The sequence below is a fragment of the Klebsiella sp. M5al genome, assembly GCF_002090195.1.
In the GTDB taxonomy this organism is placed as follows: Bacteria; Pseudomonadota; Gammaproteobacteria; order Enterobacterales; family Enterobacteriaceae; genus Klebsiella; species Klebsiella grimontii.
The window spans coordinates 2,539,844-2,556,915 of record NZ_CP020657.1; the positions used below are offsets into that span (position 1 = coordinate 2,539,844).

Annotated in this window: 29 protein-coding genes and 1 pseudogene; 24 read left to right on the forward strand and 6 right to left on the reverse strand. The window is 48.1% G+C overall.

Annotation, left to right across the window (positions count from 1 at the left end; all coding sequences use genetic code 11):
- Positions 1 to 320: 320 nt before the first annotated feature.
- The 8 genes from BWI76_RS12095 (at position 321) to BWI76_RS12135 (ending at position 5,914) form a co-directional block, all read left to right on the forward strand.
- The gene (locus BWI76_RS12095) at positions 321 to 1,241 is read left to right on the forward strand and encodes a replication protein (RefSeq protein WP_064371705.1); all 921 of its coding nucleotides are present in this window, start codon (positions 321 to 323) and stop codon (positions 1,239 to 1,241) included.
- Positions 1,238 to 1,981: a replication protein P gene (locus BWI76_RS12100; protein ID WP_004139452.1), complete on the forward strand. Its 744-nt coding sequence runs from the start codon at positions 1,238 to 1,240 to the stop codon at positions 1,979 to 1,981. Before BWI76_RS12095 ends, BWI76_RS12100 begins: the two co-directional genes overlap by 4 nt.
- Positions 1,974 to 2,309 carry a DUF977 family protein gene (locus BWI76_RS12105; protein ID WP_064371706.1) on the forward strand — a complete coding sequence of 112 codons (336 nt, stop codon included), beginning with the start codon at positions 1,974 to 1,976 and terminating at the stop codon, positions 2,307 to 2,309. Before BWI76_RS12100 ends, BWI76_RS12105 begins: the two co-directional genes overlap by 8 nt.
- Positions 2,302 to 3,087: a ParB/RepB/Spo0J family partition protein gene (locus BWI76_RS12110; protein ID WP_004139440.1), complete on the forward strand. Its 786-nt coding sequence runs from the start codon at positions 2,302 to 2,304 to the stop codon at positions 3,085 to 3,087. The genes BWI76_RS12105 and BWI76_RS12110 overlap by 8 nt, the downstream gene beginning before the upstream one ends.
- Positions 3,084 to 3,287, forward strand: a complete 204-nt coding sequence (locus tag BWI76_RS12115; RefSeq protein ID WP_004139438.1) for a hypothetical protein — start codon at positions 3,084 to 3,086, stop codon at positions 3,285 to 3,287. The genes BWI76_RS12110 and BWI76_RS12115 overlap by 4 nt, the downstream gene beginning before the upstream one ends.
- Positions 3,280 to 3,465, forward strand: coding sequence for a hypothetical protein (locus BWI76_RS12120; protein WP_004139436.1), 186 nt, complete (start codon positions 3,280 to 3,282; stop codon positions 3,463 to 3,465). Before BWI76_RS12115 ends, BWI76_RS12120 begins: the two co-directional genes overlap by 8 nt.
- A gap of 212 nt (positions 3,466 to 3,677) precedes the next feature.
- Positions 3,678 to 3,935, forward strand: a complete 258-nt coding sequence (locus tag BWI76_RS12130) for a hypothetical protein (RefSeq protein WP_004139431.1) — start codon at positions 3,678 to 3,680, stop codon at positions 3,933 to 3,935.
- Positions 3,932 to 5,914 (forward strand): DNA cytosine methyltransferase, encoded by a 1,983-nt coding sequence (locus BWI76_RS12135; RefSeq protein ID WP_004139429.1) that lies wholly within the window; start codon positions 3,932 to 3,934, stop codon positions 5,912 to 5,914. The genes BWI76_RS12130 and BWI76_RS12135 overlap by 4 nt, the downstream gene beginning before the upstream one ends.
- Before the next feature lie 248 nt (positions 5,915 to 6,162).
- Here BWI76_RS12135 and BWI76_RS12140 read toward each other — a convergent pair whose 3' ends face one another.
- Together BWI76_RS12140 and BWI76_RS12145 are read right to left on the reverse strand one after the other, a co-directional pair.
- Positions 6,163 to 6,816 carry a DUF3226 domain-containing protein gene (locus BWI76_RS12140; protein WP_004139428.1) on the reverse strand — a complete coding sequence of 218 codons (654 nt, stop codon included), beginning with the start codon at positions 6,814 to 6,816 and terminating at the stop codon, positions 6,163 to 6,165.
- The gene (locus BWI76_RS12145; RefSeq protein WP_004139427.1) at positions 6,816 to 7,922 is read right to left on the reverse strand and encodes an AAA family ATPase; all 1,107 of its coding nucleotides are present in this window, start codon (positions 7,920 to 7,922) and stop codon (positions 6,816 to 6,818) included. Before BWI76_RS12145 ends, BWI76_RS12140 begins: the two co-directional genes overlap by 1 nt.
- 550 nt (positions 7,923 to 8,472) lie before the next feature.
- On the opposite strand from BWI76_RS12145, the gene BWI76_RS12150 reads away from it, so the two are divergent.
- From BWI76_RS12150 to BWI76_RS12175, 7 genes are all read left to right on the forward strand, one after another.
- Positions 8,473 to 8,706, forward strand: a complete 234-nt coding sequence (locus BWI76_RS12150) for a DinI-like family protein (protein WP_004139426.1) — start codon at positions 8,473 to 8,475, stop codon at positions 8,704 to 8,706.
- 108 nt (positions 8,707 to 8,814) lie between these two features.
- Positions 8,815 to 9,006, forward strand: coding sequence for a hypothetical protein (locus tag BWI76_RS12155; RefSeq protein WP_227493325.1), 192 nt, complete (start codon positions 8,815 to 8,817; stop codon positions 9,004 to 9,006).
- A gap of 57 nt (positions 9,007 to 9,063) precedes the next feature.
- On the forward strand, positions 9,064 to 9,663 hold the full coding sequence (locus BWI76_RS12160) for a DUF1367 family protein (protein WP_004139424.1): 600 nt from the start codon (positions 9,064 to 9,066) through the stop codon (positions 9,661 to 9,663).
- The gene (locus BWI76_RS28470; RefSeq protein ID WP_047720763.1) at positions 9,663 to 9,869 is read left to right on the forward strand and encodes a hypothetical protein; all 207 of its coding nucleotides are present in this window, start codon (positions 9,663 to 9,665) and stop codon (positions 9,867 to 9,869) included. Before BWI76_RS12160 ends, BWI76_RS28470 begins: the two co-directional genes overlap by 1 nt.
- A 2-nt stretch (positions 9,870 to 9,871) precedes the next feature.
- Positions 9,872 to 10,168: a DUF1364 domain-containing protein gene (locus tag BWI76_RS12170; protein ID WP_004139422.1), complete on the forward strand. Its 297-nt coding sequence runs from the start codon at positions 9,872 to 9,874 to the stop codon at positions 10,166 to 10,168.
- A gap of 2 nt (positions 10,169 to 10,170) precedes the next feature.
- Complete coding sequence (locus BWI76_RS28080; protein ID WP_227516868.1) at positions 10,171 to 10,299, forward strand: YlcG family protein; 129 nt, start codon at positions 10,171 to 10,173, stop codon at positions 10,297 to 10,299.
- Complete coding sequence (locus BWI76_RS12175; RefSeq protein WP_004139419.1) at positions 10,299 to 10,982, forward strand: bacteriophage antitermination protein Q; 684 nt, start codon at positions 10,299 to 10,301, stop codon at positions 10,980 to 10,982. Before BWI76_RS28080 ends, BWI76_RS12175 begins: the two co-directional genes overlap by 1 nt.
- A 582-nt stretch (positions 10,983 to 11,564) precedes the next feature.
- On the opposite strand, the gene BWI76_RS28765 is transcribed toward BWI76_RS12175, so the two are convergent.
- Positions 11,565 to 11,684 (reverse strand): small membrane protein, encoded by a 120-nt coding sequence (locus tag BWI76_RS28765; protein ID WP_142467661.1) that lies wholly within the window; start codon positions 11,682 to 11,684, stop codon positions 11,565 to 11,567.
- Between the two features lie 607 nt (positions 11,685 to 12,291).
- Here BWI76_RS28765 and BWI76_RS12180 point away from each other — a divergent pair.
- Genes BWI76_RS12180 through BWI76_RS12205 form a run of 6 tightly spaced genes read left to right on the forward strand, consistent with a single transcriptional unit; the run spans position 12,292 to position 14,290 of the window.
- Positions 12,292 to 12,681 carry a phage holin family protein gene (locus BWI76_RS12180; RefSeq protein WP_004139418.1) on the forward strand — a complete coding sequence of 130 codons (390 nt, stop codon included), beginning with the start codon at positions 12,292 to 12,294 and terminating at the stop codon, positions 12,679 to 12,681.
- Positions 12,671 to 12,949, forward strand: a complete 279-nt coding sequence (locus tag BWI76_RS12185; RefSeq protein ID WP_004139417.1) for a phage holin family protein — start codon at positions 12,671 to 12,673, stop codon at positions 12,947 to 12,949. The genes BWI76_RS12180 and BWI76_RS12185 overlap by 11 nt, the downstream gene beginning before the upstream one ends.
- A 7-nt stretch (positions 12,950 to 12,956) precedes the next feature.
- A complete protein-coding gene (locus BWI76_RS12190; protein ID WP_004139415.1) occupies positions 12,957 to 13,586 on the forward strand; it encodes a glycoside hydrolase family 19 protein in 630 nt (209 codons plus the stop codon).
- A 2-nt stretch (positions 13,587 to 13,588) separates the two neighbouring features.
- Positions 13,589 to 13,864 (forward strand): hypothetical protein, encoded by a 276-nt coding sequence (locus BWI76_RS12195; RefSeq protein ID WP_064371707.1) that lies wholly within the window; start codon positions 13,589 to 13,591, stop codon positions 13,862 to 13,864.
- The gene (locus BWI76_RS28475; protein ID WP_064371708.1) at positions 13,815 to 14,009 is read left to right on the forward strand and encodes a hypothetical protein; all 195 of its coding nucleotides are present in this window, start codon (positions 13,815 to 13,817) and stop codon (positions 14,007 to 14,009) included. Before BWI76_RS12195 ends, BWI76_RS28475 begins: the two co-directional genes overlap by 50 nt.
- The gene (locus BWI76_RS12205) at positions 14,006 to 14,290 is read left to right on the forward strand and encodes a hypothetical protein (RefSeq protein WP_004139409.1); all 285 of its coding nucleotides are present in this window, start codon (positions 14,006 to 14,008) and stop codon (positions 14,288 to 14,290) included. The genes BWI76_RS28475 and BWI76_RS12205 overlap by 4 nt, the downstream gene beginning before the upstream one ends.
- Positions 14,291 to 14,349: 59 nt before the next feature.
- Here the strand turns inward: BWI76_RS12205 and BWI76_RS28770 are convergent, their stop codons facing one another.
- Positions 14,350 to 14,520, reverse strand: coding sequence for a YnfU family zinc-binding protein (locus BWI76_RS28770; RefSeq protein ID WP_218569387.1), 171 nt, complete (start codon positions 14,518 to 14,520; stop codon positions 14,350 to 14,352).
- A 580-nt stretch (positions 14,521 to 15,100) separates the two neighbouring features.
- On the opposite strand from BWI76_RS28770, the gene BWI76_RS12210 reads away from it, so the two are divergent.
- Entirely contained in the window at positions 15,101 to 15,346 is a 246-nt protein-coding gene (locus BWI76_RS12210; protein ID WP_004849293.1) for a DUF2560 family protein, read from the forward strand.
- 61 nt (positions 15,347 to 15,407) lie between these two features.
- A pseudogene (locus BWI76_RS28485) lies at positions 15,408 to 15,533 on the forward strand (HNH endonuclease); the annotation flags it as partial.
- A 389-nt stretch (positions 15,534 to 15,922) separates the two neighbouring features.
- Here the strand turns inward: BWI76_RS28485 and BWI76_RS12220 are convergent.
- Both BWI76_RS12220 and BWI76_RS28490 read right to left on the reverse strand, forming a co-directional pair.
- Positions 15,923 to 16,162 (reverse strand): hypothetical protein, encoded by a 240-nt coding sequence (locus BWI76_RS12220; protein ID WP_004139399.1) that lies wholly within the window; start codon positions 16,160 to 16,162, stop codon positions 15,923 to 15,925.
- On the reverse strand, positions 16,159 to 16,320 hold the full coding sequence (locus tag BWI76_RS28490) for a YnfU family zinc-binding protein (protein WP_004139397.1): 162 nt from the start codon (positions 16,318 to 16,320) through the stop codon (positions 16,159 to 16,161). The genes BWI76_RS12220 and BWI76_RS28490 overlap by 4 nt, the downstream gene beginning before the upstream one ends.
- A 206-nt stretch (positions 16,321 to 16,526) precedes the next feature.
- On the opposite strand from BWI76_RS28490, the gene BWI76_RS12225 reads away from it, so the two are divergent.
- Positions 16,527 to 16,700, forward strand: a complete 174-nt coding sequence (locus tag BWI76_RS12225; protein ID WP_004139395.1) for a GnsA/GnsB family addiction module toxin — start codon at positions 16,527 to 16,529, stop codon at positions 16,698 to 16,700.
- The last annotated feature ends 372 nt before the right edge of the window (positions 16,701 to 17,072 follow it).

Genomic DNA, 17,072 nt, shown 5'->3' on the forward strand with positions numbered 1-17,072 from the left:
TCATAGAGAAAAACGTCCGCGAGGAACTGCTTCGCCAAGGCTTCACGCAGGCAGTGGCTCAGGGGGGGGGCATACCAGGCGGTCGATATGTACAAGCGGATGTCACAGGCAAGCCGAAAAGGGGGAATGTTTGACGATGTTATGCGACACGCAAAGTTATGGGCTGAGAAGCAGACAAGCGCAGCCGCACGCCGGGAAGCAAAGCGCTCCGTGCGAAAGGGCAGCAATCAGGCTGGGTTGTTCTGAAAGGGGGAAGACCGTTGTGCTCGAACACAGGCGGTCTTCGGGTGAATCAATTGGGTCAATTCACGGGATTAAGTATGTCAAATACCGCTGAAGTTATCAATTTTCCGATTAAAACCGAGCGTTCGGGAGGTCAAATGGCCGACCTGGCTAACGGGTACACCAAGATCGCAAACGAGATACAGAAGCTCAAGCCGCGTCTGCGGATGTCTGGTCGTGAGTGGCAGTGTCTTGAGGCTGTAATCTGGCTTACCTATGGATGGAACAAGAAGCAGGACCGAGTAACAAACACGGTGATTGCTGAGCTGACAGACCTCGGAGAGTCGCACATTTCCGACACAATCAAATCTCTCGCGGAGCGGAAAATTATCTTCGCTCATAAGCAGGGAGTGATGAAAATTGTCGGTATAAATACTGAGCTATCTGAGTGGATTTTAGACAAACCGAAAACGGGAAAACTCTTCCCGGAATCGGGAAAAGTGTTACCGAAAACGGGAAAACCTTTCCCGGAAACGGGAGACACCCAATACAAGAACAAGAACAATAGTAAAAGATCTTCTTCGTCTCGGAATTCTAAAGAATCCCGAAACGAGGAAACTTTGAAGTTTCTCTCTCGTCATCCAGAAGCGGCCTATGGGATTTATACCCCTGCGGGAAAATCCTGGGGAACAGCTGACGACCTCAAAGCCGCGCGATGGATTTTCGATAAAGCCCTCACCGTGAATGCCTCACTCTCAGAACCGAACTGGGTTGAATGGGCAAATACCATCCGTCTGATGCGCATGCAGGACAAACGCAGCCATTACGAAATCTGCGAACTGTTCAAGTGGGCCAATGAAGACGATTTCTGGCAAAAAAACATTCTCAGCCCTTCAAAACTACGCAAGCAGTGGGATCAACTGACAACTAAGCGCCTGCGCAGCCCTGGCCTATCAAAAACCACATCAGGCGCCAGTGCGCTGGACAATACCGACTGGATCGACGGGGTACTCGAATGAAATCTATCGCAGAAAGCATGCATAACTTCGATCGGAAGAACTTCCAACGTATCGCCGCCAGCATGCCTGAAATGCGGGATGCGCAGAGCTTTGCACATCAGGCGACAAAGACGGCTGAAGTATTCAACGAACTGTTTCGCCAACTGCTCGCCGTATTCCCGGCGCTGGCCAACAAATCAGCGGAAGACCTCAACGAGATGCGTCGCCAGTGGCTCCTGGCGTTCAAGGAGAACGAGATCACCACGGTAGAGCAGATTAACGCCGGAATGCGGGTTGCTCGCAAGCAGGAAAAACCATTCATGCCATCACCAGGTCAGTTTGTTGCCTGGTGCCGTTCTGAGGAGGCGGTAACGGTAGGCCTGCCAGACGCGAGTGAGCTGGTTGATATGGTTTACCAGTATTGCCGGACTCGCGGTCAGTATCCGGACGCTGAGTCGTACCCATGGCCTGAACACAAAATCGAACCGATAACGCTGAAACACAAAGCCTGCTACTGGATGGTGACCGGTCTGTATACCGATATGCGCGCAAAGGGATTAAGCGACTCCGAATTACGCCGAAAAGCATCAGAGGAACTGTTGCGCATGGTTCGTCGGGTGAACGCGGGTGAAGTTATTCCGGAACCGGTTAAGCAGATCCAGAAGCTTGGCGGAAGACCATTAACACAAGAGCAGGGCTTAAACAAAATCGCTGAAATCCGCGCGAAGTTTGGCCTTGGGAGAGGGCGTAACCATGGCTAGATCATTATCAACAGCAGAGCGCCGTGAGTACGTCAGTGCCGTGATTCGTATCACTAAGCATCAGGGGCGCCTGACGACCACCGAAGCAATGAAAAAACTGGGCCTGAGCCGCGATACCGTCCTGAAGTATTTCCGCGAAGCGGCGGCCAGCGGCGAGGTTGTTCGCCACGGGCGATCAGGGTTATTCCGCGACCAGCGCGCCATTATCGACTTTGACATGAAACGGTATGGACTAGCGCCAAAGGCAGCGATCGGGATGAATTACAACTTGCTGGGCAGTCCCGTTTTTCAGCGTTTTTTGGATGTGCAGGAGGCTATGCATGGCTAAAAATTCAATCGACGTATACGGTGCCAGCGGCAAAACAAACGTGCTCAATTTCGAGCCTGAAAACCTGCACCTGGTCACCGATAAGACCCACCCACTTTACGATGAGCGTGTACACCTGCCGATCGAGGAAGGGATGGTACTGAACATTGCGGAACTGGGTGTACTGGAGCCGATCATCGTCTGGAAAGACCCTGAAACGGGGCTCACCTGCGTAGTTGTTGGCCGTCAGCGAGTTAAACATACCCTGGAGGCAAATAAACTACGTCTGAAAGAAGGCAAAGATCCACTGCTTGTTCCCGGAGTCGTTAAGCGCGGATCAGCAAATCAGATGGCTAAATACATGGTCAGCGAAAACGAAATTCGCCGACCTGATACACCGCTTGGCCGGGCTAAAAAAATGTCAGACGCGCTCGACCGCGGGCTCGATGAGGACGACATTGCAGTGTTGTTTGGCTGCAGCGTTCAGACCGTTCGTGCAACGCTGTCCCTTCTCGATGCCACCCAGGCCGTCCGGGAAGCGGTGGAGTCTGGTACTGTTACCGTTACCCAGGCACGTCAGCTTGGCACACTTCCCCCGGAAGAGCAGCGGGAAAAAGTGAAAGAGATTGAATCTGCGACCGCTGGGACTACCGGCCATGAAAAAGCCAGGCGTCAGCGCGCCGTGCTTGGCGAAACTAAGCCACGTCTAAAATCACGCAAAGAAATCACGGAAGCCCTTGAAGGTGCCAGCGGTGAATACGCCGATGCTCTCCGCTGGGTGCTCGGGGAGGCTGTATGACAAGCGTAAAAACCCTTACCGGCACCGTGATCACCAAAGACGGTCCGCAGGTAAAAAAACTGCACCAGACAGAGCGGATGTGGGTCGTCGGCAAAAACGAGTTTTACCACAAAGAAATCGGGCGCCGTCACTTTGCAGAAAATACGCGCCGCCGGCTGCTGCTGGACACCATCAAGCCTATCGGGGTGAAGTATGTTTAAACAGAACGAAAATATCGATGGCGCCGACTTCGTGAAATTCAGAGCCTTGGTGTATGAGGGGAAGGAAACCGACTTTGATGATCACGACGTCACTCTATGGTTCGTTTGTGGCGAAACGCTGAAATGCGCAGCAGGTTGCCAGATTGAAATGGTTTCTTCACCAGAGGAGGCGGAGTAGATGGCTAGAGCCAACCCAACATCATGCCCGCACTGTGGAGGTGATAACGGATTCCACACGAAAGAAATTGTGGATTTCAAACAGTTTTATTCTTGGGATGGTTCATTTCTCGAGGGCCAGCATACCAATGGCATTCGCGGCGGGACAGCATTCTACTGCTGCGACTGTGGTCGGAATATTACTGCGCACATCATTAAGCCGGAGGAGAAGTAGTGGAAACTTCACTGGGATATGCCTGCAAACGCATTCAGGAACTTGAAAGCCTTCTGCTGGTGGACGTGCCTGAAACTGTGTGGCCCGCTGAAGTAGCGATGGTCCTGTCAGAAGTAGAAAACGCCGGGGAACTCCCGGCACACCACCAGCGCCGCCTGCAGCACCACATCAACCGGATGTGGCTGGAAAAAATGCCGGTACCGTCAATTATCGCCGCGGCTCGTTCGCTGGCCTGCGCCATGGAGAAATACGCGTGAGAGAGAGCGAAATCATCGTTGATAACTTTGCTGGCGGCGGCGGCGCCTCAACGGGAATCGAGCTGGCGATAGTGCGCAGCGTGGATATTGCTATAAACCACGATCTCAATGCTGTCGCGATGCACACCACTAATCACCCCGACACGCTGCATTACTGCGAGTCGGTTTATTCGGTTCGTCCGAAAGTTGCGACCGCCGGCCGCCGGGTTGGGCTGGCATGGTTTTCACCAGACTGCCGTCACTTTTCAAAGGCGAAAGGGGCCAAGCCGGTAGAAAAGGCGATTCGTGGGCTGGCTTGGATTGTTCTGCGCTGGGGGCTAGATGTTGACCCTCGGGTGATGATGCTGGAAAACGTCGAAGAGTTTAAAACGTGGGGTCCGTTACTCGCGGCAGAAATGCGCCCGGATCCAGACCGCGTCGGCGAAACATTCCGGGCATTTGTCGGTATGCTGACAACCGGAATCCCGGCGAACCATCCAGCGCTGGCCGAATGCTGCGAGTTTCTGAATATTTCGCTTGATAGCGAGGATGCAGCACGGTTGGTAAAAGGTCTGGGATATATCGTTGAGTATCGCGAACTGCGCGCTTGCGATTATGGCGCGCCGACCATCCGTAAGCGGTTCTTCATGGTGATGCGCTGCGATGGGAAGCCGATTGTATGGCCGGAAGCCACTCATGGAGATCCGAAATCACCGGCGGTGCTAGTTGGCAAGCTGGCACCGTGGCGAACAGCTGCGGAATGCATAGACTGGTCTATCCCCGCGCCGAGCATCTTCGATCGCAAAAAGCCGCTGGCTGTTAATACCCTGAAACGTATTGCCCGCGGCATACAGCGCTTTGTTATCGATAGCGCGTCGCCGTTCATCGTGAAGTGCAACCACACGACGACCAAAGGAAAATATGACTGTTTCCGGGGCCAGTCGCTGGACGAACCGCTGCAGACGATTACGAAAACCCACGGCTACGCATTAGCAGTACCGCATCTGACCAAATTCCGCACCGGCGCCACCGGTCAGCCCGTTACCGACCCGGTACCGACGGTGACCGCTGGTACGTCGAAACGCCCTAGAGGCAACGGTCACGCTTTGGGCATCGTAGAAGCTGCTCTGGCTCCGTTCCTGGCCGGAAATGGCGGCAGCGAGTACCAGGCGAAACCACGGCCGCTTGATAAACCTGCTCACACCATCTTGAAAGAGTCGCGCGCCTGTGTCGTTGCTCCGGTTATCGCGCGTCAGTTTGGCGCCAGCGTCGGGCACCGGGTGGATGAGCCCAGCGCAATTATCACTGCCGGTGGCGGCGGTAAATCGCAACTGGTTGTGCCGACGCTCATTCAAATGGGGTACGGTGAGCGCCCCGGTCAGGAGCCGCGGGTGCTGCAACTGGGGAATCCGCTGGGAACCGTTACAGCAGGTGGAAATAAGTTCGCGACGGTGAGCGCATTTCTGGCTAAACACTACGGCGGAAACTACCAGGGCGCCGGCGTGGGTCTGGATGAGCCCACGCACTCGGTGACGACGGTGGACCATCATGCGGTGGTTGCTTCTCACTTGGTTAAGCTGCGTGGAACCTGCCGCGATGGTCAGCGAACTGATGCGCCGATGCTGACTATCACTGCCGGCGGCCAGCACGTAGGGGAGGTTAAAACGACTCTGGCGATCGAGGACTATGACGAAGAGCGCGCGCAGCAGGTGCTGGCGTTCCTGCAGCAATACTGCGGTGAGGATAGCAACGGGCTGGTGGATATCGGCGGAGTGACTTACCGCATCGTCGACATTGGAATGCGTATGCTACAGCCGCATGAGCTTTACCGGGCGCAGGGCTTCCCCGAGTGGTATATCATTGACCAGGATTACCGTGGCGTGAAGTATGCGAAGGATAAGCAGGTCGCGCGCTGTGGTAATGCCGTCCCGCCGCCGTTTGCTGAGGCGCTGGTGAGGGCTAACTTGCCCGAGATGTGTAGGGCGAGGGAGGCCGCATAAGCACTTGGAAAAGAATATAAAACCCGGCAATTAGTGCCGGGTTTTGTTACTCACAGTAGATTGGAAGTCTGGCTGTGATAGAGATGTTTTCTTTACTTGACCGATAAATAATAATAAGGAAATACACTCTTCATAAGTGAATACTTATGATTTTTTAGTGGGCAATGATATGCTGCCTCCTTTGTATAATAAATATACTAAATGAAGGCATTTTATAATGAAATAAAATGCCTCTTCAATAATTTAATTCACATAGATTGAATGAATTTTATAATATCAACAAAGGATGCATGATCAAAGTCAACATATTTCCTTTCCGCTGAAATTCCCATTCTTGCATCTGATTCTTCCATGCTCGAGAAATAAATTTGTATTTTTGCTTTGGATGATTTTTTTGGGAAAATAAATGGTGAGCTTTCGTCGTCTGGTTTCGTGATTGATTTTAATTCATCAAGATAGTTCTCAATTTTATCTGATACTTTATTCCCCTTAAAGGAGGATAAAACTAAATCCTCTAACTCTCCAGTCATTTCATTTCCGGGCATAATAAAAAAGCCAGCTTTGATATTCTTACCCTGTATCATTTCCCCATTTTTTGTGTTTTCAATGTAGAATATGCTTTTTATTGCATCTGAAACTTCGGTTTCTGTGTTTTTGAAGTTTTTGTCAGCGTCACGAATTATTGCAAACGATATTACAGTTTCAATGAAACCCTCAGTTTTAGAGGCCATGGAAATGAAGTTCTTCATATTTGCCTTGCCTTGGAAATCTATGACTTGGATTTCACTGTGCAATCCTATCTTTTTAGATAATGCAGAGAAGAATAAAACCTCATCCCGGCCTTCAACAAATAGTATTTTTCTTTTTGAAATGATTTCTTTTTTTTGTTTTAAATCTTCCATTACCTTATCTCCCAATTTTCATCAGAGGATAATTTTATTTCCGGAAGTGAGAATGTACTTAATAATGTCTCATCTTTTGCTTCTGAGAAACCTATTCTAGAAAAAGAAAGGATTTCATCCGAAATCTCTTTGTTTGCGTATAAGTTACTTATTGTATTTATCACATCAAGGCTATGGGTTGTGATAAATATTTGATTTTGGTTTTTAATTGATTGTTCAGTAAGTATTTTTATTATTGATGGCATTAATGAGTAGTGTATGCCATTTTCAATTTCATCTATCAGGATTACACCATTTTTTGTGCTATATGAAATTGCGAGAAGTGTTAGAAGCTTTCCGGTTCCCTCTCCCATTGATGAAAGGCTAACAAGCTTATTCTCACCAGTGTCAAAAAGTATTTCTGCAGTATTTTCTAATATTCCAATTTGTATATCTATTATTTTTTTATTTATTTTTTTCATATCTATGACAATCTCTTTTATATCTTTGTTTCTTATTAGATTGCCCACGACCAATATTGTATTAGCATTGTTTATTGCATTTGAGGTTGTAATGTATGTTGTCGGTTTTAGTTCTATTGGTCCTCCATGGTTAACAACATTTGATGATATTTGCGAGCCGTTAATCTGTTGGGTTACATCTATTCTTAGAGATGAGTTTTCGTTTTTTGTCCTATCGTGTTTTTTAATTTTTAGAGATTCACCTCCTTGGAAGGAAGTCGGTGATACGTTGTTTTTGTCTATACTATCACTAGTTACGAGACCTATATTTTGAAAGCCTTTAGTTTTTCTTTCTATAGATATTATTGTTTCCTCTTTAGCCCCATTATAGTCGTTAATTGCTATCTTAATTTTATTCTCTTTGTTAAGGTTTCTAAAGTATGAATACCATAACTCACCTGCTGTAAGGTTTGGTGTGCCACCTCTAAATACTACAGGTTTAACAAGGCAATCAGGAGATGTTAAATCATTTGTTATAAATATTGCATCAAGAATTGAGGTTTTCCCCCTTCCGTTTTTCCCAGCAATAAAGTTAACTCTCTTCAACTTTTCTAACTTTATGTTTTTTATGCTCTTAAAGTTTGATATTTCTATTTCTTTTATCATTTCTCTCTCCTTATCATGTGTAGATATATCTTGTTTTTCTTGCCACAAACGGACTTGATACCTATTTTGCTATCTTCAAAACAAAAAAACTACCCTTATGTTTTTTTTAGGATACGTAACCTTCACTGGGTGCTACCTGCGGTGATATGACGCGCCTTAATGGTTTAGACTCAAGACGATAGTTACCTTACTACGATGCGGCAGTTAGGCAGAGCAGTGGCATGCGAATAGTCTTCCCCGCACTGGGATTGGCATAAAATGAGGAAAACGAAGCTAAAACATCGTAATGACATCAGTAAACTGAAGGTAAGGAAAGTGGAATGAGTGCGGTTTTTCCGAGAGCAAAACGTCCAGTTGTTGCGGGTATCTTTTCCGCGTTACTTCAAGGCGGTCAGGCTTAGGAAAAAATAATCTTTTAATTCAATATCATGTGGCAGTTTTTCTTGTGACATTACTGACAAAAATTAACAGTTTGTGCTCTTAAGATATTGAACATTCAGTAAGTTAGGTGTACTGTTTATTTATACAGTATATCGAATGGGGTGATACTATGAGAATCGAAGTAACCATCGAGAAAGCTAAAAAACTACCTAACGGTGCTGAACCAGCGTTAGAGGCCGAATTCCTACGGCGACTAAATCAAAAATATGATGACTGTAAATTATCTATTCGTCGCGCAGGCGCTGATGGGCTCAGTGTTTTCGGTGGCATAGATGGTGACAAAGAAACCATTGCAGAAATTTTACAGGAGACCTGGGAAAGCGCCGACGACTGGTTTTATTGATAGACCTTTTTGGTGACTGGCATTTCCCAAAGTATCGCAATAAGCGTGTCCCTTTGATGCTGTCGCCGGACTATATTTTTGCGTCTGTATGTCGCTCAGGGGGATGAAGTGGAGCTCGATATCGCCGAAGTGGTAGACATAATCAGGCAAGGCGGGAAGTTTTTAATTTCGAGTGAGGAAGGAAAAATTACCGGGCTCGAAAAGGTAAGGAAAAACCAGTTTTTGCTGACAATTGAAGAATTTAAAGAACTGTCTAAAGATGCTGGTTGCATTGACGAAACCGAGAGTAAGCTGCAATAATTTAGCTGCCGCCTGAACAACGGCAACGGAGCATCACAGCGCCACGGAGTGAAACCCATGGCGCAACAATTACACCTGATAAAACAGTCTCAAGGAATTCTGATCCCTGCAACGCAGGAGACCAGCGATTTCCTGCAATCAAAATGCAAGCTCGGCGCCGTTCTGGAAGCTGACTATAAGCTTGTCCGCAACCCGGCGTTTCATCGCCGCTATTTCGCTTTACTCAATCTCGGCTTTGAATACTGGGAGCCTTCCGGCGGAGCGATCTCGTCTAACGAGCGCAGGCTTATAACAGGTTACGCCAAATACCTGGCGGCATATGGCGGGAGTGAATCGGCATTGCTTGATGCCGCCGAGCAATACCTCGACCGTATAGCCGAGAAGCGCGCCGGCAGTATCAGCCTCTGCAAATCTTTCGATGCCTACCGGGCGTGGGTCATTGTCGAAGCTGGCCACTATGACGCCATACAGCTGCCGGACGGCACGCTGAAAAAACACCCTCGCAGCATTTCTTTCGCCAGCATGGACGAATGCGAATTTCAGGAATTGTACAAAGCATCGCTTGATGTTCTCTGGCGGTGGATCCTCTCCCGTTCATTCAACAGCCAGCTGGAAGTCGAGAACGCCGCAAACCAGCTTTTAAGCTTCGCGGGGTGATGCCGATGAAATATTCATGGTTTCACCATCATGACTGCACAACTCAGCAAGCTGATGAGCTTATGGCGAAATATCGCCAGCGGGGCGTAAGGGTCGAGCGCAGCCTGAATCAGGATTTAATCACATGGACCGTCAGTGCGCAGCTGGTGGAGGACAAAAATCCTCCGCGTCCGGCTTCTCGCACCCGAAATCGGATGTGGGGGTGAGTATGGCGAATCTACGTAAAGAGGCGCGCGGCCGCGAATGTACAGTCAGGATCCCCGGTTACTGCAACGGCAACCCGGAAACCAGCGTACTGGCGCATTACCGGCTGGCGGGTACGTGCGGCACAGGATACAAGCCTGACGATACTCAGGCGGCTATCGCCTGCAACTGTTGCCACGACTTGATCGACGGACGGAAGAAAACAACCGATTACACCTATGACGAACTGCGCCTGATGCATGCAGAAGGTGTGCTCAGAACGCTGGCCGTATGGAAAAAAGAAGGGCTGGTAAAAGCATGAACATGAAGACAACTGAATGTATTCGCCAGCGCTGGTTACGGTTGAACATCGTCCGCTATCGCGGCTCGTTCCCGGTGGCATATCGCATCCTCAGAAACCAAATCCGCAATCAGAAAGCAGGGGGAGATTAATGAAAAACTTATCTTACATTCGCCAGCAACTGATAGTGGCCACTGCCGATCTGAGCGGAGCGACAAAAGGTCAGCTCATGGCCTGGCTGGAGAATGCTCAGTTCGATACGAACACATTCCCACGCAAAAAACAGCGCGTATGGGATGAGGAAACGGAAAAGTGGATGACGCTGAACAACCCTCCGATCCCTGGAAAGCAATCACACGCCAAAGGCTCACATATCCCTTTGGTGCAGCCGGTGGAGTACGCAACCGCATCATGGCGCCGTGCGCTACTGTCACTGGATGAGCATCAAAAAGCCTGGCTTCTTTGGAACTACAGTGAAAACACCAGGTGGGAATATCAGGAGACAATCATCCGGTGGGCATGGGAGCAATTTAGTCAGCAACTGGTCGGAGTGCGCATTGCTAAGAAAACGGTAGAGCGACTGCGTCAGCTTATCTGGCTGGCGGCGCAGGACGTCAAAGCCGAGCTGGCAGGCCGGGAGACTTATGAATACCAAAAGCTTGCTTCCCTGGTCGGCGTGACCCCTAAGAACTGGTCAGAAACGTTTACGGAGCGGTGGGAGGAGATGAAAAGGACCTTGCTGCGCCTTGATAGCGATTCTCTTTTGCAGGTTACGCGATCACGTTCACAACAAAAGGCGACAAATTTAGACTCAAGTCTTGCAAAACTGGATTAAATGCGTCATATTTGAGTCTACTTTGATATGCTGCCTTAACTTTAAGTGGCGGCATGAAGAATAAAAAGAGCCCTGGCGGAAACGTCGGGGCTTTGTCGTTTCTGGAGGGTGAAAAAATGCATAAATAAACGGTAAGTCCGCAGCCGAAAGGCAATGGAGCAGTCGTGATGTTCCCCTGAGTCGCCATTGAGCGAGCCTGTGTAGCGACGGGTCAAGGTTCTTATATCAAAAGAAGCTCCGGTAAAGCAGCGCGAGTGCCAGACGCGAACCGGTTATAAGCGGCGATGATGCGGCAGGGACTCAAGGGCATGAGCGCGGACCACTGCGAGAGTGTGGTTGTGCAATCCGGTCAGGGCTCTTGAGTGAATGCGTGCCGCACTACACGTTGAAGCTCATACGCGAGAGTCCTGAACAGATTTCTGATCCTGCTAAGCAGGTAAAGCACTTCTTATCAGTAAGCGGAACACAACTGGTGAGAGCATTGATACTGTAAGGCAGGACTTTGTGTCGAAAGGTTGCAGTAAGAACACAGGGGCAATCCCCAGGTATCACTACCCCTGCTTCTGAAAAAGTGGATAATTATTAATACCTTTTTTTGAAAGTGTTTTTATATCTACGCCTTTCTTTGATGTAAGAAATCAGAAATCCCACAGCAACTAAAAGAAGAACTACAGCTATCGCTATCATCAGTATGGCTGTCATGTGAGTTAACCTCTGGAAAGAGTATGGACATTCTTGTTTTTATAAAACGTAGTTTGCAATTAGCGTAGGAAAAATCCTAACGGATAATTCCTTTTAAATTTATTGTTTTGTATGAGTATTTATCATTAATGCCGTAATGATTTCATATGCATTAATTAATCGTGTTCTGAATGGCTGAAAAGTTTCATCAAGCGTGTGTACCCATTGTTGCAGGGTATTGACTATGTGAATGTTGCCTGGCTAATGTATTGTTGTGGTGAATCCCCCTATGCGGAGGGGCGTCCAACTAATAGAGCGAAAGCCCTGTGAATACCACGCGAGTGATGTCTGTTGGGGCATGCTCACCGGGAGGCACCCGGCACCACATCTAATCGCAAGTAAGTAAACCGAACATCTTGTTGGGTTTACTCATTCTCTTTGGCAGACTATGGTTAATTACAGTAACGACATAAAAGGAAATGCTTTTCTGGTAAATCGGTAGCTCGGACTATCAGGAACCTTTCTTTATCGTTACTCCTCGAAAGCCAACTTTTTCAGCCCGCTCTCATAGCGGGCTTTTTTTATTCCCCTCGTTCATGAGAGGACTCACAGCAATAGAGGGGGCTAAATGTCCGATCCTGTCTCTGGTACTTCAGTTGCGGCCGGCGGCCTGATGGGGGCCAGCATGTTCGGTCTGGCTACCGGAATAGATTACGGCGTGGTATTTGGTGCATTCGCCGGGGCGGTTTTTTACGTGGCCACGGCAGCTAACATATCGCGCGGTAAGCTGGTGGCATACTTTATGACGTCATTTATTGTTGGTGTTCTGGGCGCTGGTCTGGTGGGTTCCAAGCTTTCAAGCTGGACTGGTTACAGCGACCGTCCGCTTGATGCGTTGGGAGCCGTATTAATATCAGCGCTTATCATCAAAGTTCTGACGTTTCTCAACAGCCAGGATCTAAATAGCTTGTTCAATATGCTGACCCGGTTCCGGGGAGGAGGTTCAAGTGGTAAATGATCCTTCAGCGCTGGCCAATGCAGTCATTTGCGCCGTCATTGTGCTGGCATTGATGTTCTACCAACGAGGTAGTGCGAGACACCGTCCGGGCATATCCGTTCTGGCTTATCTCATGGTGCTGGTTTATGCCAGCATCCCATTCCGTTTCTTGTTTGGCCTGTACGATTCTTCCCACTGGCTGGTAGTGCTGGCTAACATTCTTATCTGCGGCGCGGTTCTCTGGTTCAGGGGGAATGTGGCGCGACTGGTTGATGCACTGATGCACTGAGGCACTGATGAACCAATCACAATTTCAAAGGGCGGCTGGAATTAGCGCCGGGTTAGCTGCGCGCTGGTTTCCGCACCTTGATACTGCAATGAACGAATTCAGCATCACTAGTCCACTCGATCGGGCGATGTTCATAGCGCAGTGTGGACACGAAAGCACGTCATTTACCCAGATGGTCGAAAGTTTTAACTATAGCGTTGCCGGCCTGGCTGGTTTTGTGAAGGCAAAGCGCATCACGCAGGACCAGGCGAACACCCTGGGGCGTAAAACTTACGAAAAGGTTTTACCGATCGAACGTCAACGAGCGATCGCAAATCTGGTCTATTGCAATCGCTTTGGCAATAAGGCTGCGGGCGATGGCTGGAAATACCGTGGACGTGGAATTATCGGGATCACCTTCCTCGATAATTACATAAAGTGCGGTAATGCACTGAAACTGGATTTAGTCAGCAATCCTGAATTGTTGGAGAAAGATATTAATGCGGCCCGCAGCGCAGCCTGGTTTTATACCTCAAACGGGTGTTTGAAATACCCCGGTGATTTAGTGCGCGTGTCCCAGATTATCAACGGAGGTCAAAACGGAATTGATGACCGACGCGCCCGATTCCTGAAAGCAAAATCGGTACTGGTGGGATGATCATGGGAATAGAAGCTATCACGGGGCTGGTGGTTGTCATTCTTGGCGCCATCGCTGGAGCGTTCGGCATTGGCCATGCTCGCGGCACAAGTAAAGCAGAAGCGAAAGTCAGTCAGCAGCGAACCGAAGAGAACGCTGCTGCTACCGTCGCCGCGGCAGAACGGAAAGAGGAAGCCACCAGAGAGGCCAGCAATGTACAGCAGACTGTTAGCCATATGCCTGATGACGATGTTGATCGCGAGCTGCGCGAAAAGTTTACCCGCCCCGGTAGTGGTTGATACCGCCTGCAGCTGGGTGCGGATCATCTACCTGACTGACCACGATATCGACGTGCTAGATAAGCAGACCAAGCGCGACATTCTGGCGTACAACAAATCAGTGCAGGCTAACTGCCCGCAACCAACCGAAAAGGCTACGAAATGAGCGAAGCTAAACCGCAGGTCGGCAGTACCGTAAAGTGCTACCGCACATTAACCACGGGCGACATTGAGCGGATGAATCGCCTGAAAGATGTGAGTCGTCACTTTTGCAATCTGCTGGATACAGAGCACAACTCCACTATGGATGGAGTGGTAGGGATATTCACTAAAGAAGAGTCCGAGCGTAATGAGGCGTTACGTTGCCTTGATATTGCTCGCACCAAAATGCAGGAAGCCTGTATGTGGGCTTGCCGAGCTTTAGCGCGTCCTGATGCTGATTGCTGAGCCGTTTCGATTTCTGAAGCCTAAGAGTGTACTTAAGCTTCAGAAAAGTAGTCGATCAGTTACTTGATAGGTTTACTTTCTGAGGGGAGGAAAATATTTCCGCAGTATGGGCAGATCAATGTTATATCGTTTTTAATCCTTGACAGGCTATATGTGGACTGGCGAGAGCAGTGAGGACAGGTGCTTTTTACAGGCCTGAGTGTACGTATCTTGTCTTTGAGCATAGACATGGTTTTATCCTCGTGAGTGATTGCTAACCATACACCACAGGACAGTAAATAGCTCACTTTTTAACCTTTATTTTTTTGTGACTATTTTGTTTGTACGGAAGATGGCAACGAACGATTAAATCTAATTTCGTCAGTGCAAGGCCATTGCACCTGTTCGAAGGCGAGTGAACCGGCTAATGTTTTATTTTAAAGATTTTCATCGTGTGAGTGTGATGACCCCTGGCAGGATAATCATCCGTCTGGCCAGACTAATTGAATAGCAGTTATCGATTAACAAGAAGAACTGCCATTATTGTGTGGTTGCTGGTATGAAAAAAAATGAAACACACTACTCTCATTGCACCTCCGTCCCAACACCAGTCTGTCGGGGGTCAATTACTCGTTTAAGTGATGCTCTCCCGGATGGCTCCTGAGAGTTTATTTAATCGATAACTGTGCATGACAAAAGGCCGCATATCTTTTGCGGCCTTTTTCATAGCCATCACAAAGGCCACCTCCGGGTGGCTTTTTTCATGGTATTACAGAAGACACTTTGGATAGTTGCTTCGATAATGCTCCCCACATCGCACAGAGGTAAGACATGGTAGAAATCACCGACGCTCAGCAGATTCGTCTCAACCTGCTTTCAACCCTGAACTACGACACAGCAGCAGCAAAAATCGCCGTAGAATTTGTTCAGGACAGTCCGCTTAAATACCAGTTATTCATCCAGCAATACAGCCGTGTCACATCAGAGACTGAGGTAGTTGCAAAGACGATGAAAGCAGTGCAGGAAGCAACTGAAGCGCTGCCGCTCTTTGATACCACTGCTGAACAGTTCGGCTAAGGCATTACAGCAGCTATTTAATGAGTGCCTGTGATAATGCAAATCTCATAAGGACTTAATCATGCCTGCACTAATTCCCCGTGCCTGCCGTAAGCGTGGATGCGCAGGTACAACCACCGACCGCTCAGGCTACTGCGAGATGCACCGTAATGAAGGATGGCAACAGCATCAGCAGGGCAAGAGCAGGCAGATATAGAAACCGCCCAATGTCTTCGCCGGCTCAGGTTAGATAAATACCGTTGGCAGGCCTATTACACTGCAATTACCGAATAGTGATAATAGCTGTATAACCTGAAAATACAGGCTGAACAAACATTTACAACTAATAGCATTAGCAACTAATTGTTAAAGTGAAGGGGCTTAGCACCTCGGCATTGAACTTGCTTTCTGCGACTGAGCGACATTCAGGCAGCAGATCTGCAATACGTTCTATTAGTGCCCCTGGTGTTGAGGATGAAGGTTCTTTAGCTGCTAGCGCTAAAGCCAGATCATAAGCAACAGACTCTTTCGTTCTGCCGCCAGAAAACACATTGTATGACATAGTTGACCTTACTTTTTTAAGTTGAGAAAAATGATTTATATCTTTTTTCTATATTCTTCGTCCAGGAGCTGATAGAGCAATCTGAACTGGTTCGTTTGACTTACAGGAAGATAATTACTGCTGAGCGCCATTCCTGAAATAATGATGCATGTAAGTGTGAACAGATAGTCCTTAAGCTCGATATCTGTCATTTGATAGGATTCTTCATTTGCAGCTGAAAGTCCTAAGCGATATGGCTTAAAAAGCAAAGAAGGAAATTTTTTAATGTCTTTCACCCTTCCTCCGGAAGGAAAAAGTATCCACATTTAGGGCAAATACACGTGATGTTTTTACGTATTTTGCTGGAACTTTGCTCCATGATGTGAGAGCAGTGGGGGCAAGTCACCTTCACCTGTTTATCCATGTACATCTTAAGATCATCAAAGATAGTCATAAATATTACCTGGTGGATGTGTGGGTACTTAGTATACTCCCGTAATTAATGGATTGCTCATTTATTGACCTGCCAAGCCCGGCGCAGGTCTTCTCTGTGCATGTGCAGGGAGGTAACATATCTGGCTGGCATGATGATCCCTAAGCATCCTCGGGGAAGATAACCTATTATTTATAATAGGTTGGGATCACTTAAGGAGTGTTTGAATGAAAAATGAAGAATTTGAACGTAAAGTCGAAGATGAGATTTCTGCGCTCATTAAGAAAAAGATCGCTGAAATCAGGAAAAAAACTGGTAAAGAGGTTTCTGAAATCGAGTTTATTCCAGTTGAGACAATGAATGGGCTTGATGGATACGAAGTAAAAATCAAGCTGATATAAACGTTAAAAAGGTCGCCGCGGCGGCCTTTTCTGTTACCAGGAGTAGGGTGAAGTGGCGTATGCGATAAACGCCAACGGCAAGACGATTCCCCGTCACGAACACACGACCCTGCAGTAGGTATTACAGAAGCTCTTCAATGAAGAGCTTCGATAATGCTAAACCGAAATATCGGTTTGAACCTGATAAAAAACCCCGAAGAGGGAAATCCAAGAATGCGACGGGGCGCTGAACTAACAGCTAATGAGCTTGATAATACCGACATTACTCAGGTCTGTAAGCAAATTTTGCAAGGTAACATCTATAGCTGATTAAGAGGATTGGCTCATCCGTGAGCCTTTCGGGTAGTGACCTCGCTCCGTGAGAAGCAAAGT

Bases quoted from the DNA above. Each gene is read 5' to 3' on its own strand.
- BWI76_RS12190 (WP_004139415.1), top strand. From the start codon at position 12,957: ATGAACCAATCACAATTTCAAAGGGCGGCTGGAATTAGCGCCGGGTTA.
- BWI76_RS28765 (WP_142467661.1), bottom strand. From the start codon at position 11,684: ATGACAGCCATACTGATGATAGCGATAGCTGTAGTTCTTCTTTTAGTT.
- BWI76_RS12195 (WP_064371707.1), top strand. From the start codon at position 13,589: ATGGGAATAGAAGCTATCACGGGGCTGGTGGTTGTCATTCTTGGCGCC.
- BWI76_RS28080 (WP_227516868.1), top strand. From the start codon at position 10,171: ATGAAGACAACTGAATGTATTCGCCAGCGCTGGTTACGGTTGAACATC.
- BWI76_RS12100 (WP_004139452.1), top strand. From the start codon at position 1,238: ATGAAATCTATCGCAGAAAGCATGCATAACTTCGATCGGAAGAACTTC.
- BWI76_RS12140 (WP_004139428.1), bottom strand. From the start codon at position 6,816: ATGGAAGATTTAAAACAAAAAAAAGAAATCATTTCAAAAAGAAAAATA.
- BWI76_RS12150 (WP_004139426.1), top strand. From the start codon at position 8,473: ATGAGAATCGAAGTAACCATCGAGAAAGCTAAAAAACTACCTAACGGT.
- BWI76_RS12175 (WP_004139419.1), top strand. From the start codon at position 10,299: ATGAAAAACTTATCTTACATTCGCCAGCAACTGATAGTGGCCACTGCC.
- BWI76_RS12205 (WP_004139409.1), top strand. From the start codon at position 14,006: ATGAGCGAAGCTAAACCGCAGGTCGGCAGTACCGTAAAGTGCTACCGC.
- BWI76_RS12170 (WP_004139422.1), top strand. From the start codon at position 9,872: ATGGCGAATCTACGTAAAGAGGCGCGCGGCCGCGAATGTACAGTCAGG.
- BWI76_RS28475 (WP_064371708.1), top strand. From the start codon at position 13,815: ATGTTGATCGCGAGCTGCGCGAAAAGTTTACCCGCCCCGGTAGTGGTT.
- BWI76_RS28490 (WP_004139397.1), bottom strand. From the start codon at position 16,320: ATGACTATCTTTGATGATCTTAAGATGTACATGGATAAACAGGTGAAG.
- BWI76_RS12225 (WP_004139395.1), top strand. From the start codon at position 16,527: ATGAAAAATGAAGAATTTGAACGTAAAGTCGAAGATGAGATTTCTGCG.
- BWI76_RS12145 (WP_004139427.1), bottom strand. From the start codon at position 7,922: ATGATAAAAGAAATAGAAATATCAAACTTTAAGAGCATAAAAAACATA.
- BWI76_RS12210 (WP_004849293.1), top strand. From the start codon at position 15,101: ATGGTAGAAATCACCGACGCTCAGCAGATTCGTCTCAACCTGCTTTCA.
- BWI76_RS28770 (WP_218569387.1), bottom strand. From the start codon at position 14,520: ATGTCTATGCTCAAAGACAAGATACGTACACTCAGGCCTGTAAAAAGC.
- BWI76_RS12160 (WP_004139424.1), top strand. From the start codon at position 9,064: ATGGCGCAACAATTACACCTGATAAAACAGTCTCAAGGAATTCTGATC.
- BWI76_RS12115 (WP_004139438.1), top strand. From the start codon at position 3,084: ATGACAAGCGTAAAAACCCTTACCGGCACCGTGATCACCAAAGACGGT.
- BWI76_RS12110 (WP_004139440.1), top strand. From the start codon at position 2,302: ATGGCTAAAAATTCAATCGACGTATACGGTGCCAGCGGCAAAACAAAC.
- BWI76_RS12180 (WP_004139418.1), top strand. From the start codon at position 12,292: ATGTCCGATCCTGTCTCTGGTACTTCAGTTGCGGCCGGCGGCCTGATG.
- BWI76_RS28470 (WP_047720763.1), top strand. From the start codon at position 9,663: ATGCCGATGAAATATTCATGGTTTCACCATCATGACTGCACAACTCAG.
- BWI76_RS12095 (WP_064371705.1), top strand. From the start codon at position 321: ATGTCAAATACCGCTGAAGTTATCAATTTTCCGATTAAAACCGAGCGT.
- BWI76_RS12120 (WP_004139436.1), top strand. From the start codon at position 3,280: ATGTTTAAACAGAACGAAAATATCGATGGCGCCGACTTCGTGAAATTC.
- BWI76_RS12105 (WP_064371706.1), top strand. From the start codon at position 1,974: ATGGCTAGATCATTATCAACAGCAGAGCGCCGTGAGTACGTCAGTGCC.